Genomic DNA, 21,117 nt, shown 5'->3' on the forward strand with positions numbered 1-21,117 from the left:
TTTTACTTAAAATGCTAAGAAATACATTGCAAATATATGAATTACTAATAATATTATAGCTACTGGAGCTTGATATTTGATAACATCATATTGTTTTCTCATATCTAAAAGTGCCGCTGGCACGATGTTAAAGTTTGCAGCCATTGGTGTCAATAAAGTTCCACAATATCCAGCTGTTAATGCTAGGGCACCAACTATTGCAGGATCTGCTCCTTGAGCTAAAACAAATGGAACTCCAATCCCTGATGTTATAACAGCAAATGCAGCAAATGCATTTCCCATTATCATAGTAAATATAGCCATACCTAATACGTATGCAACTACTGCTAAAAATCTACTATCTTCAGGAACTACTCCTGATATTAAATTCGATATAACTTCTCCAACACCCGCTTGAGTAAATAATGCACCTAATGCAACTAAAAGTTGTGGTAACATACTAGCAGGTCCCATTTGTTGAAGTAATCTTGCACTATCATCTACTGTTGTAGAAACTTTTGCTTTTGTTAACATAAATGCTGATAATAAAGCAATTACTGCTCCTGCTCCTATTGCAAATTGTGATGAACTTGCAAAGTTAGCTAAGCTCATTGCCACCGCAACTGCTGCAAAAGCTAAAACTAATGAAGGCCAAAATATTTTATTTCCAAGCTTTTCTGAATGTTTTTGTCCAAATTCTTCACTTGGCATATCATATTTTGCAAATACAACTTGTTTTGATACTGTTAATAAACTCGATAATATTAATATTAATCCAACTACATTGCTTGGTAATACTTTTGCAAATATAAATGGTAATGATATTAATATCCAAAATAATGCTGTTCCGTATTTCTTACTACTGCCTATAGTTTTAAATGATTTAAATGCTATTACTAGCATTAAAAGACCCATAGTAACATAAAAAATTTCTAATGATATATCTATAAAGTTTTGCACTAAATTTCACTCCTTTATTTAACTATTTCTGTCCGTATTTTCTATTTAGCTTTTTATCAAATAAGTAATTTTGAAGTGCTGATATTAAAAACGCGACTACTGCCATTATTATACTTGCTTTTGCTATTTCTAATTCTGAAACCTTAAATCCTTGTTCTGATAAAGTTGAAGCTATAAGTAAAACTCCACTACTTCCTGCAAATAAGTTTTGGCCAAAGAAGTTTCCGTAGTTTTCTGAAGCTGCAGATAAAGCTTTTATAGCTTCTTCATCGTCATCTTCTAATTCCTTATGCTTACTTATTGCAGCAGCTTGAGACATTGGATTTACTAATGGTCTAACAAATTGAGGATGTCCACTCATTCTTATAGATAATGCTCCTGCCACTTGTCTTGCTAGCATATATATACTTAATACTCCTCCAGCTGTAAGCTTTCCAAGTTTTTCGATTAAGTAAACTGCTCTTTGTCTTAAACCATATCTTTCTAATATTCCTATTACCGGCAATGTTAATATGAATAACGATACAGCTCTGTTTGCTACAAATGATTCACCAAGTATAGTTAATATTTGGTTTATGTCTAAACCTGCAACTATTCCTGTAGCAATTCCAGCTACTAATACTGTAAATAGTGTTTCTATCTTAAATATGAAACCTATTACAACAATTAAAACCCCTATTAGTTTTATCATAATATTTTTATGCTCCTTTCATTTTAAAATAAATTTTCATTTTCCAAAATATCATTTTTCATGTTTTTTCGACAATTCTAATTTTTTTTTATATTTCGAATTATATATTATTTTCAAAATTATTACAACAATGATTTTAAATTCCAATATTTTTTTCTAAAAACAAAAAGTGATTCCTTTTTCGGAATCACTCTTATTATTGTCTTGATATTGTTAACTATTCTTTATTTATGATATATTTTAATGTTTTTATATATTCATCTACTTCCTTTACCAATACTTCCATTTCGTACTTACTCATAGACATTCCATTTATATTTTTTAATATCTCCAATGTCGTAAAAATTATTTCTTTGCTGCAATTATTGTATCCATCTTTTAATTTTTCTGAAACTTTGTATTTTATTTGTTGTATAAATTCATCTATATCTTTTAATATATCCTTATTTTGCTTGTCACATTGAACTTTATCATATATAACTTTACCTAACGCCCCACTTATAGTTCCCGCTATAAGAAGTGGCGGACAGTAAGCTGCCATTGCACTGCCTATAGTCATTGATGTAGCTGATGAGCCTATGACTGCACTATATAAAGATATTATTCCACCTGATGTAGCTCCAAGAACTGCACCACTTCCAACTACAGTTAGCATATCATTTATATTAGTTTTTTCACTATCCACTTTAAATTCTGTTTCATCTAAAAATTCATTTTTGTAAGTAATGTCATTTACATATTTCTTTATATCATCATCCATTTTATCGCTTATTTCTTTTATACATTCGCTCCACTCTTTAAAAAATATATTATCAAATTCAACTTTCTTTTTATTTACCAAATCATTTATATATTTTTCACTTATATATACTTTTGTATTTTCTATATTATCTTTTATTTTTTTTATTTCATCATTAAAAAAAATTCTATTGCACCAATCATCTATTTCAAAATTCATCTTTGAGTATATATAATCAAATTTATTTTGAAGATCTTTTTCATAATTATTCATTTCATCAATAAATATTGATAAACTTTTTAAGTATTCGTAGTGACTTATAGTATCTTTATGAATAATTCCTTGCAATGAAGATTTAATGCTTTTTTGTTTTATGTCATCACAATTTTCACATACACTTTGTATATAGTTATTTAGATTTTTAAAATTTTCTCTTAAATCACTGTAATTTGAGATAATTAAATCAGTACTTTTAGCTTTAGCTTTGTTGCTCATTTTCTCTTGATACTCTAGATAAGAAGATATCATAAAAAATTCATCCATATAAATTCCATATTCTTGCTTTATATACTCTAGTGTTTCTTCTTTATTGCCATTTAATAAATCACATTTATTAATTACACCTACAATAGGTTTTTTATATTCGCATATTATGTCTAGCGCATCAACAATGTCTTCTTGACCTAGATGTGTTGCATCCATTACAAACAATATTAAATCTGCATTTTGAATATAATTCATAGTTTTTTGTTCATTTTTTATAGTTATACTTTTAAGACCTGGTGTATCTACTATATTTATTTTTTTTAAATAATCTATATTAAGTCCAATTTTTGTAATGTAATCATTTTTCTTTGTATATGAATCGCTTCCATATACAACTTCGATTATATTAGAAGTTGCCTCTAATACATCAACTTCACTTACTTCGTTCCCTATAAGTGCATTTACTAAACTAGATTTTCCACACTTTACTTCTCCTACTATAACCATTTTAAGTTGTTTGTCTTTGTTCTTCTCTAATGATTTAATCCCCTTTATAGGTTTTTCAAGTTGTTTAACTATCATATCTTTATATGGTATTACAACTTCATGTGTCAGTCTTTCTCTAATTGGAGATTTTAAAAGCATTTCTTTAACTTCATAAATATTTCTTTTACTAGTTTCCAAAATATCACCTCAAATTATTTAATATATTTTCTATTTCATTTAAATATTGAATATGCTTTTTTATTTTTGAATACTCTAGGTATTTTTCTTTAAATGCTTCATCTTTGATTTTATTTATATTAAAATCTATAAAACTTATTCTATCTTCTAAAATTTCACTTATTTCATTTTTTAAATTGTTGATTCTTTTATAGACATTACCCTTTGTTAATATTTCACCAATATATTGTTTTTTAGGATTTTTAGGATTTAGTTTATTTAAAATATTTTCTAATTGGTTGGCTTTTTTGATATTATTTTTATCTAAAGTATAACTTTTATTGTATTCTAATATTAAATTTTTACTTCTAGCAAAATACACATTTGTATTTAATTTTTCGATATCAATACTTTTATTTATGTTAGCTTTTTCATACAAAACTTCATATAATTTTTCTAAATCTAAATTGCATTTAATCTGTAGTTTTTCTATGTCTGTTTTTAAATCGTTCAAATCAGTATCATTATAAGTATTATTACTTTTTATATCCTCTATATAATTTAATACTTGTATATATATTTCTTTACTTTTTTTCTTTGATTCAAATTCTATTTCATTATAATTAGATATATCTTTATAAAGTTCTCTTTTATAATCATATACTTCTTTTATAATATTATCTCTCATAATAAATATATTCTTATATTTAGAATCTATCTGCTTTATTTTAGATATTTTCGTGAAATTTACATCAATACTTTTATATAAACTATCTATATTGCTTTTTTGTATTAAATCGCAATCATTATTTAATATCCCATCTACCGCTTCTTTTGCTGAAATATATACCACATCATCAAATTTATCTATATATATTTCATTAGCTTTTCCTTTGACCTTGGCTATATTCGCTGCATCCGCTTTACTTATAATATCCATTTTATTTACAACAGCTATTATATTTTTTTTATTATTATGTAGGTTATCTATTTTATTCATTTCATCTATTAGCTTATTGCTCTCTTTTGAAACTATATTGCAAGCATCAACTAGCCAGAGTACACCATCTGCCTTTGTATAGTACTCTTTCATACGCTCTAGTGTATCTTTTAGTAGTATTTGATTAAGACCAGGAGTATCTACTATTATAAAGTCATCTAACATGTTACCATCTTTTAAGTTATATCTTACTTTGACGATCTCTGATTTGTATAAATTCTCATTTTCTTGTTGTTGTTTGTATTTTTTAAGTTCGTTTATGCTAAGTTTATTTTCTCTTTTGAATTTAGCAACATTTTGAGATACTTTTATTTTTGAATTTTTAAATTTATCTTCTTCATTTTTTAAAAGCTTATTTCCATTAATTAAGCTTTTTGTAATTTTTTTGTTATTACTATATATTATTTCTATCTTTTCATTATTTTTTTTTACAAACAAATCTAATTTCCAAGTATTTGGTATGTCTGTACTTATAACTATATTTCTTTTTAATAATGCGTTTATTAAGGTTGATTTTCCATAATTGCCAGACCCCATTACGAAAAGTAAAAATGGTTCTTTTAGTTGACTTATACTTTCACCACTTTCATTTAATTTATTTTGTATATAATCTAAAAGTTTGCTAGACTTAGTTTCTCTGTTATTATTAATACTTTCTTTAGCTAAAATTATAATATCATTTAGTTCATTAATTATATTCATCATTTTTTTATATTCTTCATACCTACTATCATACATAATATCATTCCTTTTTGTTACTTATAGTGTGATTTTTTCTAAAGCCTATTATATTGTATGAATACTTTTTATTTGCAAGAACTAAACCCTAATTTATAATTTTTTTATGTTGTTAAAAAATTATTATTATTTAGATGTTTTCCAGTTTATTTTGTGCTATCATTTATATTAAGTAAGATGAAAAAAATAAGCAGGAGAATATTCCCCTACTTATTTTCACTAATAAAAGTTTTTTAACTGTTTTAGTCTACTTGGATGTCTTAGTTTTCTTATAGCCTTAGCTTCGATTTGTCTTATTCTTTCTCTAGTTACCCCAAATACTTTACCTATTTCTTCTAAAGTCTTTGGTGTATCATCATCAATGCCAAATCTCATTCTAAGTACTATTTGCTCTTGTTCGCTAAGACCTGTTAATAGTTCTTCTATTTTTTCTTTTAAATTGTTTTGTTCAACCTCATGCATTACAACATCACCAAAATTTGGATCTGATGGTATGAACTCTACTAAACTACTATCTTCATCTTCTTTTATAGGCGTGTCTAACGATACTACATTTTTATCTCGTTTTAATATGTCTATAACTTTTTCAACATCAAGTTCACAAATTTCTGCTAATTCATCTAAATTAGGTTCTCTTTGTAAAATATTTGATAACTCTTGTTTTTTTCTTTTTACAAAGTTTATTCTTTGATGAAGGTGTACTGGTATTCTAATTGTATTTTCACAATCGTCTATGTATCTTGTTATACTTTGCTTTATCCACCAAGTAGCATAAGTACTGAATTTATATCCCTTTGTATAATCATATTTTTCAACAGCTTTTATAAGACCAATATTCCCAGCTTGGATTAAGTCAAGCATATCAACACTTTCTTTTCGATACTTTTTAGCAATACTTACAACTAATCTATAATTTGCATTTATAAATTGATCTTTAGCTTTAGGTGAAGATTCAATTATTGCTTTTGCTAATTGTACTTCTTCCACTGCAGATAGCATTTTGTACTCTTCTATTTCCTTTAAATACATTTTCATAGCATTTGACGTATTTGATGAATCTCCATAAATATAGTTTTCATAAGTATTTTCTTTTTTAGCCCCCATAATTTAACTCCTTCTATCCCTATAGTTTGTTAATTGAAATGGTAAAGTGTATTTAGTTTTACATAGTTTTATAATATGATACTTAGTTTAAAAAAATTCCATTCAATTTAACTTAAATGTCAATAAATTTATTTATCTATAATTCTACTTAAGATATCAAATTTCCTTCTTTTTTGTGATTTTTATTTTATTTATTTTATTTTTTTGTTTTTAGACAGAAAAAAAGACCACAATTTTGCAGTCTTTTTTCCTCGAACGACGTTATAAATCCCTCTATTAATAAATCCTTTCGCGTTTGCCCCAACACTTACGGTTTTATAGAGAATTTTTTACCTTTTAATAATAACACCATTAAAAATTATAGTCAAGTTTGTATATTTGCCTATTTCTTATTAATGTTTACATCCACAGTCATCTCCACAACCACAATCATTACCTTCACCGTGCCCACCGCAACATTCATGGTCATGTTTATGTTCATGAGTATTAGTGTTTTCTTTTGCATGTTCAGCTTCAGCTTCTTTAGCTATTTCTTCCATTTTAAAGAATTCTTCTACCATTACTTCATATTGAGGAAGTGATGCTTCTGTATCATATTCTTCTCCAGTCCAATCAGCATACATCATAGCATCTCCATTAGTTAATACTAATCTACCTGCCATAGTTATGTTGTCTACATCTTCTAAGAAGTCTATTTGCTTTTGAACAACTTCTCCTTCTAATTTTATATCTTCATCCATACATTGTACTATCATAACTGGTGCAAAGTAGTCTTCATTGTCTTTAACGTTAACAACTACATCTAACATACCCTCTGCCCCTTCTTCAAATTCCGATAATGCTACATCTGTATCTATCATATCTTGAGGAACTAATAAATCCTCCATTAAGTACTTTATAACTCTTTCTTTTACTAATTGTTTTGACATTGTAATTCTCCTCTCATTTTATAGCCACTTCTTGTCCAAAGTTTTCCTTATTATACTATACTAGATTTACAATTTTTTCAATCTTTAGATATAAAATAGTTGCAAATATAACTTATTTATACCCAATTTTATTTTTTTCAATACTTTTTATAAAATTTTTAAACCTTGTATTTTACTGTATTTGATTAGGTTTTTTATGTATTTTACATATCTTTACAGTATATTTTTTTGTTTTTCCTATGTTACTATTAGTTCACAGGGGGCGACCCCTACACTAACGGTTACAAATCGGTAACATTTTTAGAATATTATGACAAAGAGGTGCTTTTAATGAAAAACATGACGAAAAGAATAAGAACTTTATTAGCTTTAGGTGTAATGACTGTGGCTACAGCTTCTACTATAGTTCCTGTAAATGCCTTATCTCAGGATACTTTAAAAAACTGTACTGCTAAAGATTCACTATCTGTATGTATAAATGGGGTTAATCGTAAATTGCCATTAAATAATAATTGTGAAAATAAGTTTACTATGCCTGAACACAAGGTTTTAAGTAAATTTACTATGCCTGAATGCAATATAACTAATAACAATAAGGACAATACTACTACTGTAGAAAAACCTGCTGTTAAACCTGATGAGAACAAGGACAATACTACTGTAGAAAAGCCTTCTGTTAAGCCTGATGAGAACAAAGACAATACTACTGTAGAAAAGCCTTCTGTTAAACCTGATGAGAACAAAGACAATACTGCTACAGACAAGCCTGTTGTTAAGCCTGATGAAAACAATACAGACAATACTGCTGGAAATTTCTCAGCTTTCCAAAAGGAAGTTACTGATTTAGTAAATGTAGAAAGAACTAATAGAGGATTAAAACCTCTTACACTAGATTCACAGATTTCAAATGTTGCTACAAAAAAATCAGAAGATATGGTAAATAAAAAATATTTTGATCATAACTCTCCAACTTACGGTTCACCATTTGATATGATGAAGCAATTTGGAATAAGTTATAAATCTGCTGGAGAAAACATAGCTATGGGTCAAAATAACCCTAAAGAAGTTGTTAATGCTTGGATGAACTCTAAAGGACATAGAGAAAATATATTAAACCCAAATTTCACAAATATAGGTGTTGGTATAGCAAAAGATAGCAATGGAAGCATTTACTGGACTCAAATGTTTGTAGGTAGATAATATAGACTAGCCCTAGACTTTTCAATAAGTCTAGGGCTTTTTTGTTTTTAAATTTATTTGTTCCTACAGTAACACTTTATATTTTATTTAATAAAATACACTATAAGGCTTACTGTCTTTTATATTAAAAATAGTATATTGGAGGAATATAAATGAATTGTAAAGGTTATTTAGAAATAAATTTTGCAAGCTATCTTGTAATCAACGACACTATGAATTTTAAAAATACACCACTAAAAGATATACCACTCTCTATAGCTGTAAATACAGAAAATCTTCATGCTTTTATTAAAGAAGAAGAATATACGCCGACTGATCCAATACCAGTTCCTAACCCTTGTTATCCTACCGATCCAACTAAAGATATATTAGTTGACACTGTTACTTTAAATGAACTAAGAGTTAGCGGTTTAATAAGTTATATTGTAGGAGCTGATTTACTAGAAACTAGTACTAATGTAGTTATCAACTCACCTGCTACTAAACTTGAGTATGCTACGGTTTCTGGAGATGCAGTAGTTATTGAAGACGTATTGCTATTTTTAGAAAGTCCTGATGTGCCAATTCCACAACTTCTTGTCACAGTTACTGATTTAAAAGTTACTGATCAAGGTGGTAATATAGAAGAGGATCATTGGTTTGAAATAAGAGGAACTTTTAGAATTGACCCAGTAATTTAATTATTTAAATAAAAAAATATATTATTTTAAGGAGATGTAAATATGAATAACGATAAATTACCTTATTCATTAGATGATAATTCTTCATCATTTCAAACTTTAGCAACTAGCTCTGTATGTAAACACTACCAACCAGTTCCACCTGTTTACTTAAATGTTAGAAAAGAAACCCTAAACCATGTAAATATAGGGGACCCTACTAACCCATACGACTATAGTGAAATATTATCTAAAGTAATTATATATGCTAACGATGTTGCTAAACCTTTTTTAAGATTAATTAAGGAGAGTTATAAAATCCCACAAAAGATACCTTATCCTTGTGAAAATGTGCCTGGTGAAATAGACGCTTCTATAGAACTAGAACAATGGAGAGCTATAGCTTCAGGAACATTTTATCCTATTGCATATGCTCAAACTATAGGTTTATTAGCTGGGGTTGAAGATTTCGTAGGAGTTGATCAAATTGTGTACTACTGCGCATCTGGAGAATTCCCTTATGTTGAAAGTGACTTTGATATAGATATTGATTTAGTAAATGGAGATCCTAATGATCCAGATAAACCAGGAGGAACTGGATATACTTTAGTTAAATTTTTTCCTGATAACCCTGATGACCTTAATGGACCTGGTGCGTACTTCTTTGTAGTAGATCCTTTAGTTCGTGTAAAACTAATTAGCGATCCAAGTTAATATTTAATAGATAATATGATTTTATGATACTGAGTGGCCAATGCCACTCTTTTTTATTTTTTTATACAGTAACACTTTTAACTTGATTTAATAAAATGTATTAGAAGACCTAGTGTCTTTTATATTAAAGATCGTATAATGGAGGAATATAAATGAATTGTAAAGGTTATTTAGAAATAAATTTTGCAAGCTATCTTGTAATTGATAATACCATGAACTTTAAAAATACACCACTGAAGGATATACCATTAGCTATTGCTGTAAATACAGAGAATCTTCATGCTTTCATTAAAGAAGAAGAATACACACCTGTTGATCCAATCCCAGTTCCAAATCCTTGCTATCCTAGCGATCCAACTAAAGATATATTAGTTGATACAGTTACTTTAAACGAATTAAGAGTTAGCGGTTTAATAAGTTATATTGTAGGGGCAGATATATTAGAAACTAGTAGTAATGTAGTAGTTAATTTACCTGCTACTAAACTTGAATATTCTACGGTTTCTGGAGATGCAATAGCATTAGATGAAGTTTTACTTTTTTTAGAAAACCCTAACGTACCAGTTCCACAACTTCTTGTTACAGTTACTGATTTAAAAGTTACTGACCAAGGTGGCAATATAGAAGAGGACCATTGGTTTGAAATACGCGGTACTTTTAGAATTGATGCAGTAATTTAATGTTCTAAGCACCATTTTTAAAATATATTATTTTAAGGAGATGTAAGTATGAGTAATGATAAGGTTCCATATTCACTAGGCAGTGATATTGATTACTCGACTAAAGATTTAGTACCAGTGTGCCAACTTCCAGTAAAAACTTTACAGGATCAAGTTTTTACATTGACTAGAGCTTTATTGCCTTCTAATATGTTTGATCCAACTGGGCATCTTTATCCTGACTCTGTAACAGCTTTTGGTAACTTAGGCTTTATCGAGTTTTTAGATGTTAGAGAAGAAATAGCAGAGGAAACAAAATTGATTGATTTGTGCCCACTGCAACAACCTATAAAATCAACAGCCAAAATAAAAAAAATATCGATAATAGTTACAATTGGATACTCTGTGGTCTTATACAATGCATATGAAAATCATAGCACAACTAACAGTGATGCAATTTTAGCTACTCAAACAAACTTTATAACATTGAAAATAGATGGATTTGCTTATTCATCTATAGATGCAGATATATCAAAATATTATGACAAAAATAATTATAATCTAAGCTTTGATTTAACAGCAACTCCAGATATCTATGCTCCACAAACTATTCCTTTTGTAGGAGTAATATCTTCCGGTAGCGTTACACTAAGTTTAATAAATCCTTAATTAAAATCATAACTAAATACAAATAATAAAAAGGTTGCTAAATGCAACCTTTTATTATTTACTAAATTGACTGTTGTAAAGCTCTGCATAAAGCCCAGCTTTTTTTAACAATTCTTCATGATTTCCTTTTTCTACAACATTACCATCTTTCATAACTAATATTATATCTGCATCTTTTATAGTAGACAATCTATGCGCTATAACAAAGCTTGTTCTTCCTTTCATCATAGTGTTCATTGCCTTTTGTATGTTTATTTCCGTTCTTGTATCAACACTACTTGTAGCTTCATCTAATATTAATATTTTAGGATTTTTAAGCATTGCCCTTGCTATTGTTAATAATTGTTTTTGTCCCTGTGAAATATTTGAAGCTTCTTCATTTATTTCTGTATCATAACCATTTGGCAAAGTTCTTATAAAATGGTCTGCATTTGCAGCTTTTGCTACTGCTATTATAGCTTCGTCTGTACTCTCGTTAGTTCCATAAGCTATATTATCTTTTATACTTCCTTTAAATAGCCAAGTATCTTGTAAAACCATACCAAACATATCTCTTAAATTTTTTCGTGTAATATCTTTTATGTCTACACCATCGACAAGTATTTTGCCACCGTTTAATTCATAAAATCTAAGTAATAAATTTACTAAAGTAGTTTTTCCTGCACCTGTTGGTCCAACTATTGCAACAGTTTGGCCAGGCAACACTCCTACGTTTAAATCATTTATTAATATATTATCATTTTCATATCCAAACTTGACATGTTCAAATTCAACAGCGCCTTGAGGATTTTCTATTCTTTTGCTAGGTACACTATCAGGTATCATTTCTTCCTCATCTAAAAGCTCAAATACCCTTTCTGCTGATGCTACTGTTGATTGAATTATATTAGCTATGTTTGCAGTTTGACTTATAGGCTGTGCAAATTGTTTTGAATATTGTATAAAAGCTTGTATATCTCCAATTTGTATCTTGCCCCTTGTTACAAGGATTCCTCCTATTACCGCTACAAATACATATCCTAAGTTATTGGTAAAGTTCATAACAGGCATCATAATACCTGACATAAACTGTGCTCTCCAAGCTGCATCGTATAATTTTTCATTTATACTTTTAAATTTATTTATAGAATGTTCTTCTCTATTAAAAGATTTCACAACATCATGGCCCGTATACATTTCTTCGACATGACCATTTAAGTTACCTATTACTCTTTGTTGTTTTATAAACTGTCCTTGGGATCTTTTTATAATTGGTCTGATAAATAATATTCCTAATGGCAATGTTATTATTGTTACTATTGTCATTAGAGGGCTTATTGTAAGCATCATAACTATTACACCAATTATTGTTACAACTGATGTTATAAGTTGAGTTATACTTTGTTGTAGTGTAGAACTTATGTTATCTATATCGTTACTTACTCTACTTAATAATTCTCCATGAGTATGAGAGTCGAAAAATTTAAGTGGAAGTTTATTTAATTTATCATAAACATCTTTTCTCATATCATAAACTGTCCTTTGTGCCACTCTTGCCATTATATATTGTTGCATATAACTAAATACACTACTTATAACATATAACACTATAAGTACAATTAATATCTTTCCTATATAATCAAAATCTATGCCTGCACCTGGTACTCCCTTTGATTTCATCATTATGCCTTCAAATATCTTTGTTGTAGCTTTTCCAAGTATTTTAGGACTTACTATTAAAAATATTGTACTAAGTATTGATGCAAGTAAAACTAACATTATACTTTTTTTATATTTTTTTACATATAGTGAAAGTCTTTTTAATGTACCTTTAAAGTCTTTTGCTTTTTCTAAAGCAATAGCACCACCCATAGGTCCTCCCATAGGAGATTTTTGTCCTTTATTTTCACTTGCCATATCTACATCTCCTCCTTTGAAAGTTGTGAGGATACTATTTCTTTATATATATCACAAGTATCTAATAATTCTTTATGAGTTCCAATTCCTACAACTCTACCTTCATCTAATACTATTATCCTAGTTGCATCTACTACACTTGATACTCTTTGTGCTACTAGTATTACTGTTGCTTCTTTTGTTTCATCTACTAAAGATTTACGAAGTTCTTTGTCTGTTTTAAAATCTAGTGCAGAAAAACTATCATCAAATATATAAATTTCTGGTTTTTTTATAATTGCTCGTGCAATTGATAGTCTTTGCTTTTGACCACCTGATACGTTAGTCCCACCTTGAGATATAATAGTTTCTTCTTTATTTTCCATATTATCTACAAAGCCTTTTGCCTGTGCTATCTCTATTGCTTTTTCTACATCTTCAATACTTGCGTCATCCTTGCCATATTTTAAATTTTCAAATATGCTTCCACTAAATAATATTGCCTTTTGTGGTACATATCCTATTTTTTCTCTTAAATAGTTGGCATTTAAATCTTTAACATTTACTCCATCGACTAAGACTTCTCCTTCAGTTGTATCAAAGAATCTTGGTATTAATTTAACTAAAGTTGATTTCCCTGAACCCGTTCCTCCAATTATTGCAGTAGTTTCACCTGGCTTACTTATAAAACTTATATCACTTAATACTTTTTCACTATCTTTTTCATAAGAAAAACTTACATTTTTAAATTCTACATAACCCTTCATATTGGTTTCTTTTAGAGCATCTTCTTTATCTTTTAATGTTTGATTCATATCTAAAATTTCATTTATTCTAGTTGCTGATGCTGATGCACGGGGTATCATAACAAACATCATAGAAAGCATCATAAGTGCAAACATTATTTGAGCTAAATATTGTATAAATGCAATTAAGTCTCCAACCTGCATACTGCCATTTTCTATTCTAACTCCTCCAAACCAAACTACAGCCAAAATACTTATATTTATTACAAGCATCATAAGTGGCATAAGTAAAGTTATTGTTTGATTTGCCTTAATTGCAACATCACATAAATTAAAACTTGCACCTTCAAATCTTTTACTTTCTACTTCTACTTTATTAAATACCCTAATAACTCTTACACCTATTAAATTTTCACGAAGTACTCTATTTAAATTATCTACGTTTTTTTGCATCGACTTAAAAAGTGGCACTGCTCTCTTTAGTATAAGAGCAATGCTTACAATAAGTATCGGCATTGCTACTAATATAATCAAAGAAAGCTTGGCATCTTTTTTTATGGCCATTATACTTGCTCCAATAGCAACCATTGGTGCATATAACATCATTCTTAACATTATCATTAGTACTTGTTGTATTTGAGTAATGTCGTTTGTAGTTCTAGTTATAAGAGATGCTGTTCCTATTTGATTAAACTCAGCTAACGAAAAATTTTCTACTTTTTCAAATACTTTATTTCTTAAGTCCCTACCAAATCCCATAGCTACTTTAGATGAAAAATAACTCGCAGTAACAGTTACAATTCCTCCTATAATTGTTACTAATATCATTTTAAATCCTGTATTTATAATATAGTTTGTATCACTATTTACCACGCCTTTATCTACTATATCGCTCATTAAATTAGGGAGATAAACATCCGATAAGGATTGAATAAATACCAAAGCAAATATAAGAATTATTGTGCCTTTGTATCTACTTAAACCTTTTAGTAATTTAAGCATACTATTCCTCCTTTTTTATAATTCTCAGTTTTATACTCTTTTATTTTGTCCCACAAGCATAAGTAAAATTCATTTACAATATATTTATAAAGAGCTTATTTTTAATTTTGCTTACATATTTTTGTGAAGTTTGTTACCAACTTGTAATTCCCTTCCCCTCAAAAATGGTTTATAGTATAATATAGTGGGGTTATATTATGGTTTAACTTTTAAAGTTGAAAGGAATGAAATTTATGAATAAAGGATTTAAAAATTTAAAAAAGAAGGCAATAACACTAACACTTGCCTTTGCACTTAGTTTATCAACTATTACTTTAGCATTTGCTGATAGTAGTAAAGTTGTAACTCTTGGTGCAAACTTAAAACCAGAACAAAAACAACAAATGTTAAAATATTTTGGAGTCAATGAAAATGAAGCAGTCGTTTTAGAAGTTAACAACGCAGAAGAAAGAAAATATTTACAAGGAGTTGCTGGTGAGGAACAACTTGGTAAAATAACAATTTCTTGTTCTTATGTAGAACCTACTTCTAAAGGAAACGGAATAAATGTTAAGACAGCTAACCTTACATGGGTTACAAGTTCTATGATAGCAACTACACTATCAACTGCTGGTGTTGAAAATGCCAACGTAATAGCAGCTGCACCTTTTGCAGTTTCAGGAACTGGAGCCTTAACTGGTGTTATGAAAGCTTTTGAGGATGCTACTGGTAAAGCTCTACCTGAAGATAAAAAGGAACTTGCTACTGAGGAATTAGTTACTACTGGAGATTTAGGAGATGCTATTGGTCAAGATAAAGCTACAGGTGTAATTAATGATATTAAATCAGAAATCGTAAAAAATGGTACTTCTGATACTGCTCAAATAGCAGAAACTATAAACAATATAACTAACAACTACAATGTAAATTTAACTGATGCTCAATTTAAACAAATCGAAGCATTAATGTCAAAAATCTCACAACAAGATTATGACTATAATAAGATAAAAGATACTTTATCAAATGTATCGAATAATGTTGATCAAAATTTACAACAACTAGGAGAAAGTGTTAAAAGCTCAGGTATATTTGATTCTATATCAAATTGGTTTGGTAACTTATTTAAAGGAAGTAATGACTTAGGTATATTAGAAACTACTAATGATGAATTACTTGGTAAAGATGCAAAAATAAATGCTACTGATGAAAAAGCAGTTAATTTACCTTCAACTGAAGAAGTAGAAGGATTCTTTGCTAAAATAACAAATTGGTTTAGCAATTTATTTAATTCAAACAATGAAAAAGCTAATACTGAGTCAACTACACCTAGCGAACCAGTTTCTAAAGATAGCGAAACTACACAACCTAAAAATGCTACAACTGAAAATAGTAATGATAGTAACACTAATGATGCTAATAATACTCCTGAGACTTCTTTAGAAACGCCTTCTCAAGAAAATACTCAAGGTAGTGAAATACCTCCAGCTCAATAAAAATAATTTCTAATATAATTAACTTTAAAGGAACTAATCTCAAAGATTAGTTCCTTTTTTAATTGTTATGTTGTCTCTTTATAGGTAAATTTATGTTAAATTATTTTTTATAAAGGAAAACTGTCTCACTATGTAGAAAATTATAGGTATCTATATTTTTTAGATAATAAAATAAAGCCTATGGAGGATACTATGAATTATTATGATATTTATAAACTAGTTAAAAGTGAAGATTTGAATCATCATGGAACACTATTTGCGGGCAGAATGTCTGAGTGGTTTGTCGAAAGTTGTTTTATAGCTGCTGCAAATGAGTACAAACATCCAGAAAATTTAGTTTGTGTTAAAGTACACGAACTTAATTTTAATTCGCCTATAAAAAAAGGAGATATAATACATATTCAAACTAAGATTTGTTATGTTGGAAAAACTAGCTTAACAGCTTATGGAAAAGTTATTAGAAATGACGATGATAGAATTTTAGTAGATGGTTTCTTAACATTTGTTTGCATAGATGACAAGGGAGTTAAAATGCCACATAATTTAGTACTCGATAAAGTTAAAAATGAAGAAGACTTAAAGTTAATTGAAAAGGTTAAAAGTTTTAGAGGTTAATATAATATTGAATTAACAAATAACACATATTATAGTTTCAAATAACAAATAATACATATTATAGTAAAAAAACTTAATAAAGTAATTTAAGGAGAAGTTATTATGGAACCTATTAATATTAAACGACAAGAACTAGAAAACATATATGGAAAAATTAGTCCTTTTGAATTTAAAAATAAACTTATACAGCTAGCTACTAAGCCTAACAAAAAAAGTACTCGTACTTTACTTGATGCAGGAAGAGGTAACCCAAACTGGATATCACATCTTCCTCGTGAAGCATTTTTTACATTTGGTCACTTTGCTATACAAGAAAGTAGACAATCTTGGAATCAAGGTCCACTTTCTGGCATGCCTAGAAAAACTAACATAGCTTCTAGACTATACAAATATATTGAAGAAAATCCTACTATGCCAGAAATAGGTTTTTTAAAGAAAATTATCGACTATGGAGTCAATACTCTTAAATTCGACCCTGATAGTTTTGTATATGAGTTAACTGATGCAATAATTGGAGATAACTATCCTTTTCCTGACAGAATGTTAGTTCATATAGAAAAAATAGTTAAAGAATATTTAATTCAAGAGATGAAGTACAATATTTGTGAAGGTGGAAATTTCAACGTTTTTGCGGTAGAGGGTGCAACAGCTGCTATGTGTTACGTTTTTGATTCACTTATTGCAAATAATTTATTATTAAAAGGTGACAAAGTAGCTATAATGACACCTATATTTACACCATATTTAGAAATTCCACATCTTCCAAGATACGAATTTGAGGTTGTATACATAAATGCAGACGAAAAAACCAGTGATGGCAAACATACTTGGCAATGTTCTAACGAAGAATTAGAAAAACTTATGGACAAAGATATAAAAGCTTTATTTGTTGTAAATCCTAGCAATCCTCCATCTGTCGCTATATCTCCTAAAGCTAGTGAAAAATTAGTAGATATAGTTAAAAATCACAATTCTGATTTAATGATTATATGCGATGATGTTTATGGCACGTTTGTACATGGGTTTGAGTCTTTAATGGCTAAGCTTCCTTATAATACAATTGGTTCTTATTCTTACTCTAAATATTTTGGTGTAACAGGATGGAGATTAGGAACACTTGCGCTTCATGAAAAAAATGTATTTGATAAACTTATAGATGAGCTTCCTTATTCTATAAAAAAGAGAACTAACAAAAGATACTCTGACATGAACACTCATCCTGAAAAAGTTCCTTTTATAGATAGAATAGTTGCAGATAGTAGACAAGTTGCACTTAATCATACTGCTGGTCTTTCTACTCCTCAACAAGTACAGATGGCATTTTTCTCAGCTTCAGCGTTAATTGACAAAGAAAATATTTATAAAAATATGACTATAGATATTTGCCATACTAGACAAAAATTATTGTTTGATAGTTTAGGTCTTGAGTTAACTGCTGACCCTAATGACGCAGCTTATTATACTCAATTTGACTTATTACAATGGGCACAGACTCATCACGGAAAAGATTTTGCTAACTATCTAGAAGAAAACTATAAACCAGTGGAAATCTTGTTTGCTTTAGCAGAAGAATCTTCTATAGTTTTATTAAGTGGTGGTGGATTTGCAGGACCTAAATGGTCTATAAGAATTTCACTAGCAAACCTTTATGACGAAGCTTACTCTCAAATAGGTGTTGCACTTAAAAAGATTTTAGATGGTTACGTTAATAAATGGAAAAAGAATTAAAAAAGGAGTATTTCTAAATGTTTTTTTCATTTAGAAATACTCCTTTTTAATATTTATTTATCTATTATAAATACATTTTTCCAAATTAATTTTATAACTATTAATAATGCTATTAAATAAATTGTTGTAAATAGTAAACTTTTCTGTATCCATAAATGTATTATGCCAACTACGCCTAAAACTAACATAGATTTAAATAATATAACTAGATTTGATGCTGAGTTCATATTCTTATACTCACAACTAAAGGGAAGTATTTTTTCATTAAATTTAAAAGTAAACATACAACTTAGTATTGTTGCTGCAAACATCACAACTAAATGTATTATAACACTAGGTCCAAAGATAAATATAAACCCAATACTCATAAATACAAATATAGGTACTACTAACTTGTAAATACTTGCTTTAAACATAGCAGTATATATATCACTTTTATCTTTTAGTGGAAGTACATCATAAATCCATGCTGCTTCGTATTGATTTGAAAACTTAACAGTAGTTATTATGGTTTGACTCATCAACACACACATATAACCCATAAAATAATACGAGCTACCTCTTAAATTTTCTATATAGTTTATTATACCACTTTTGTCATACGTAGACATTAGCATTACAAATGGCATAACTGCTCCCATAGCTAATGTTGGATATACTTTTGTCTTAAACTCTCTATCTTTACTAAGAACATTATATAAGAAATCGAAAAATGCTTTTTCTTTGTTATTTTTGCATATAACTTTACTTATTTTTGACGATATTTTTTCTTTAGTATTCTTATTTTTATAAGTATTATCACTTAGCTTTTGAAGATTATATTCAAATTTTGGTATTAACTTAATATATATAAATATTGAAATAATTGGTACTACTAATGATAAAACACCCATTATTTTTAATATATTGCTAACTCCCGATTCATTAATTAAGCTAAAGTTTGATGCAAACCACATAGGAGGAATAAATATATTCCATGTTTTTGGTTCATATACAAATTCTAAATTAACAAATTCAAATGTTCTTCCTACAAATTGAAATCCTATAACAAAAATTAACAAAAATACTATTTGGAAAGTATTTAGCATATCTTTTAGTTTTTCACCACTAAACAATTTTAATATTACAAAATACATTATTGCAGTAATTATAATCATTAATATATCTATTAATAATATACTTACTAAAAACAATAATACAAATTTTATTCCAAATCTAGTACTTGCTACGAGCCCACCTCCACATATTGCTAAACTTAAAAGTAACAAATATATAAATATATGAGTGATTTTAGCTGCATTTAATGTCTTAGCATCTACGCCTTTAGTGACAATTATATCTTTATCATTTATATCTAATATTATAGTTGAAAAATCAGATATGAATACACTTAAAATCAATACCATAAATAAACTAAAGTATAGACTCATTTTTATCATAGGATTTATATCCATAGCTACTATTGGAGCTGAAAACAAACCTATTATCCCATATACTATTAAACTAATATAAAAATAATTTTTATCTTTATTTTCTGAGTTGCTACTTAGTGTATTTTGACCACGTCTAGCATCCATAATAAGCTTAGAATTTACTATTAATCTCATTATTTCATAGTTTACACCAAATGCTTTATATACCCCTTTAAATAAATCTAGTATTTTTAATATATATAATTCTTTCATAGTTATACCTCTTTAAGTATGCTTACAAATTCACTACATAAATTATCATGGTCTTCAAATCCTGTAAGTGTATTAAATATTTCTTCTAGTGAACCATCAAAACTACAATCTTTAATCTGTTCAAAATTACCATCAGCGACTATTTTACCTTCATTTAAAAGTATTATTCTATCACTAAGCTTTTGTACTACTTCCATTATGTGAGATGAGTAAAATATAGTCTTTCCTTCTTCTTTTAGTTTGTATAAAATATCTTTTATTAAAAGAACACTATTAGCATCAAGTCCACTTAGTGGTTCATCTAAAAATAATATATCTGGATTGTGAATTAATGAACTTATTATAACTACCTTTTGCTTCATCCCCTTTGAAAAAGATGATAATCTGCTTTCATAGGCATGTTCTATTCCTAATACTTTCATTAACCTCTTAGCTTTATCATCACATTTTTCATAGCTTAGTCCATATATTTGTCCAATAAATGTTAAATACTCCTTTGCCGTTAAGCTATCATATACTTTTGCTATTTCAGGTACATAACCTATTTTATTTTTGTAATCATTATCTTCATTTTCAATATCTTTGCCCAATATAGACACGCTACCTTCATAGCCTTTAATTAAGCCTAAAAGTATTTTTATTGTAGTACTTTTACCAGCTCCATTTGACCCTATATATCCTATTATATTGCCTTTGTATATATCTAAATTTATTCCTTTTAGTACTTCTTTATCCCCATAGGTCATTTTAAGGTCTTTAATTTCTATTATTTTCCCCAAATTATCCATTTTTTCCTCCCCTTTT

At 28.3% G+C, this 21,117-nt stretch carries 18 protein-coding genes; 8 read left to right on the top strand and 10 right to left on the bottom strand.

The window, feature by feature from the left end:
• Window positions 1–6 precede the first annotated feature (6 nt).
• The 6 genes from QOZ84_RS09835 to QOZ84_RS09860 form a co-directional block, all read right to left on the bottom strand.
• Window positions 7–939: a DUF979 domain-containing protein gene (locus QOZ84_RS09835; RefSeq protein ID WP_284132789.1), complete on the bottom strand. Its 933-nt coding sequence runs from the start codon at window positions 937–939 to the stop codon at window positions 7–9.
• Between the two features lie 22 nt (window positions 940–961).
• Entirely contained in the window at window positions 962–1,630 is a 669-nt protein-coding gene (locus QOZ84_RS09840) for a DUF969 domain-containing protein (RefSeq protein WP_284132790.1), read from the bottom strand.
• 217 nt (window positions 1,631–1,847) lie between these two features.
• A complete protein-coding gene (locus tag QOZ84_RS09845) occupies window positions 1,848–3,539 on the bottom strand; it encodes a dynamin family protein (RefSeq protein WP_284132791.1) in 1,692 nt (563 codons plus the stop codon).
• A 4-nt stretch (window positions 3,540–3,543) separates the two neighbouring features.
• Entirely contained in the window at window positions 3,544–5,256 is a 1,713-nt protein-coding gene (locus QOZ84_RS09850) for a dynamin family protein (protein ID WP_284132792.1), read from the bottom strand.
• 219 nt (window positions 5,257–5,475) lie between these two features.
• Window positions 5,476–6,360 (bottom strand): sigma-70 family RNA polymerase sigma factor, encoded by an 885-nt coding sequence (locus QOZ84_RS09855; RefSeq protein WP_026900885.1) that lies wholly within the window; start codon window positions 6,358–6,360, stop codon window positions 5,476–5,478.
• 392 nt (window positions 6,361–6,752) lie between these two features.
• Window positions 6,753–7,289 carry a type I restriction enzyme HsdR N-terminal domain-containing protein gene (locus QOZ84_RS09860; protein WP_284132793.1) on the bottom strand — a complete coding sequence of 179 codons (537 nt, stop codon included), beginning with the start codon at window positions 7,287–7,289 and terminating at the stop codon, window positions 6,753–6,755.
• 330 nt (window positions 7,290–7,619) lie between these two features.
• Between QOZ84_RS09860 and QOZ84_RS09865 the strand changes: the two genes are divergently transcribed.
• The 5 genes from QOZ84_RS09865 to QOZ84_RS09885 all read left to right on the top strand — a co-directional run bounded on the left by QOZ84_RS09865 (window position 7,620) and on the right by QOZ84_RS09885 (window position 11,190).
• Window positions 7,620–8,489 (top strand): CAP domain-containing protein, encoded by an 870-nt coding sequence (locus QOZ84_RS09865; protein WP_284132794.1) that lies wholly within the window; start codon window positions 7,620–7,622, stop codon window positions 8,487–8,489.
• A 152-nt stretch (window positions 8,490–8,641) separates the two neighbouring features.
• Window positions 8,642–9,169, top strand: coding sequence for a hypothetical protein (locus QOZ84_RS09870; protein ID WP_284132795.1), 528 nt, complete (start codon window positions 8,642–8,644; stop codon window positions 9,167–9,169).
• A 42-nt stretch (window positions 9,170–9,211) separates the two neighbouring features.
• Entirely contained in the window at window positions 9,212–9,862 is a 651-nt protein-coding gene (locus QOZ84_RS09875) for a hypothetical protein (protein ID WP_284132796.1), read from the top strand.
• Window positions 9,863–10,014: 152 nt separating this feature from the next.
• The gene (locus QOZ84_RS09880) at window positions 10,015–10,542 is read left to right on the top strand and encodes a hypothetical protein (RefSeq protein WP_284132797.1); all 528 of its coding nucleotides are present in this window, start codon (window positions 10,015–10,017) and stop codon (window positions 10,540–10,542) included.
• A 48-nt stretch (window positions 10,543–10,590) separates the two neighbouring features.
• Entirely contained in the window at window positions 10,591–11,190 is a 600-nt protein-coding gene (locus QOZ84_RS09885; RefSeq protein WP_284132798.1) for a hypothetical protein, read from the top strand.
• 54 nt (window positions 11,191–11,244) lie between these two features.
• Here QOZ84_RS09885 and QOZ84_RS09890 read toward each other — a convergent pair whose 3' ends face one another.
• Together QOZ84_RS09890 and QOZ84_RS09895 are read right to left on the bottom strand one after the other, a co-directional pair.
• Window positions 11,245–13,086: an ABC transporter ATP-binding protein gene (locus QOZ84_RS09890; protein WP_284132799.1), complete on the bottom strand. Its 1,842-nt coding sequence runs from the start codon at window positions 13,084–13,086 to the stop codon at window positions 11,245–11,247.
• A gap of 2 nt (window positions 13,087–13,088) precedes the next feature.
• A complete protein-coding gene (locus QOZ84_RS09895) occupies window positions 13,089–14,813 on the bottom strand; it encodes an ABC transporter ATP-binding protein (protein WP_284132800.1) in 1,725 nt (574 codons plus the stop codon).
• A gap of 233 nt (window positions 14,814–15,046) precedes the next feature.
• Here QOZ84_RS09895 and QOZ84_RS09900 point away from each other — a divergent pair, with 233 nt between their 5' ends.
• The 3 genes from QOZ84_RS09900 to aspD all read left to right on the top strand — a co-directional run bounded on the left by QOZ84_RS09900 (window position 15,047) and on the right by aspD (window position 18,628).
• A complete protein-coding gene (locus tag QOZ84_RS09900; RefSeq protein WP_284132801.1) occupies window positions 15,047–16,285 on the top strand; it encodes a DUF1002 domain-containing protein in 1,239 nt (412 codons plus the stop codon).
• 192 nt (window positions 16,286–16,477) lie between these two features.
• A complete protein-coding gene (locus tag QOZ84_RS09905) occupies window positions 16,478–16,900 on the top strand; it encodes an acyl-CoA thioesterase (protein ID WP_284132802.1) in 423 nt (140 codons plus the stop codon).
• A 102-nt stretch (window positions 16,901–17,002) separates the two neighbouring features.
• On the top strand, window positions 17,003–18,628 hold the full coding sequence (aspD, locus tag QOZ84_RS09910) for an aspartate 4-decarboxylase (protein ID WP_284132803.1): 1,626 nt from the start codon (window positions 17,003–17,005) through the stop codon (window positions 18,626–18,628).
• Between the two features lie 53 nt (window positions 18,629–18,681).
• On the opposite strand, the gene QOZ84_RS09915 is transcribed toward aspD, so the two are convergent.
• Window positions 18,682–20,313, bottom strand: coding sequence for a hypothetical protein (locus QOZ84_RS09915; RefSeq protein WP_284132804.1), 1,632 nt, complete (start codon window positions 20,311–20,313; stop codon window positions 18,682–18,684).
• A gap of 2 nt (window positions 20,314–20,315) precedes the next feature.
• Complete coding sequence (locus tag QOZ84_RS09920) at window positions 20,316–21,101, bottom strand: ABC transporter ATP-binding protein (RefSeq protein WP_284132805.1); 786 nt, start codon at window positions 21,099–21,101, stop codon at window positions 20,316–20,318.
• Window positions 21,102–21,117: the final 16 nt, after the last annotated feature.

Source organism: Romboutsia sedimentorum, from assembly GCF_030131845.1.
GTDB lineage: Bacteria > Bacillota > Clostridia > Peptostreptococcales > Peptostreptococcaceae > Romboutsia_D > Romboutsia_D sedimentorum.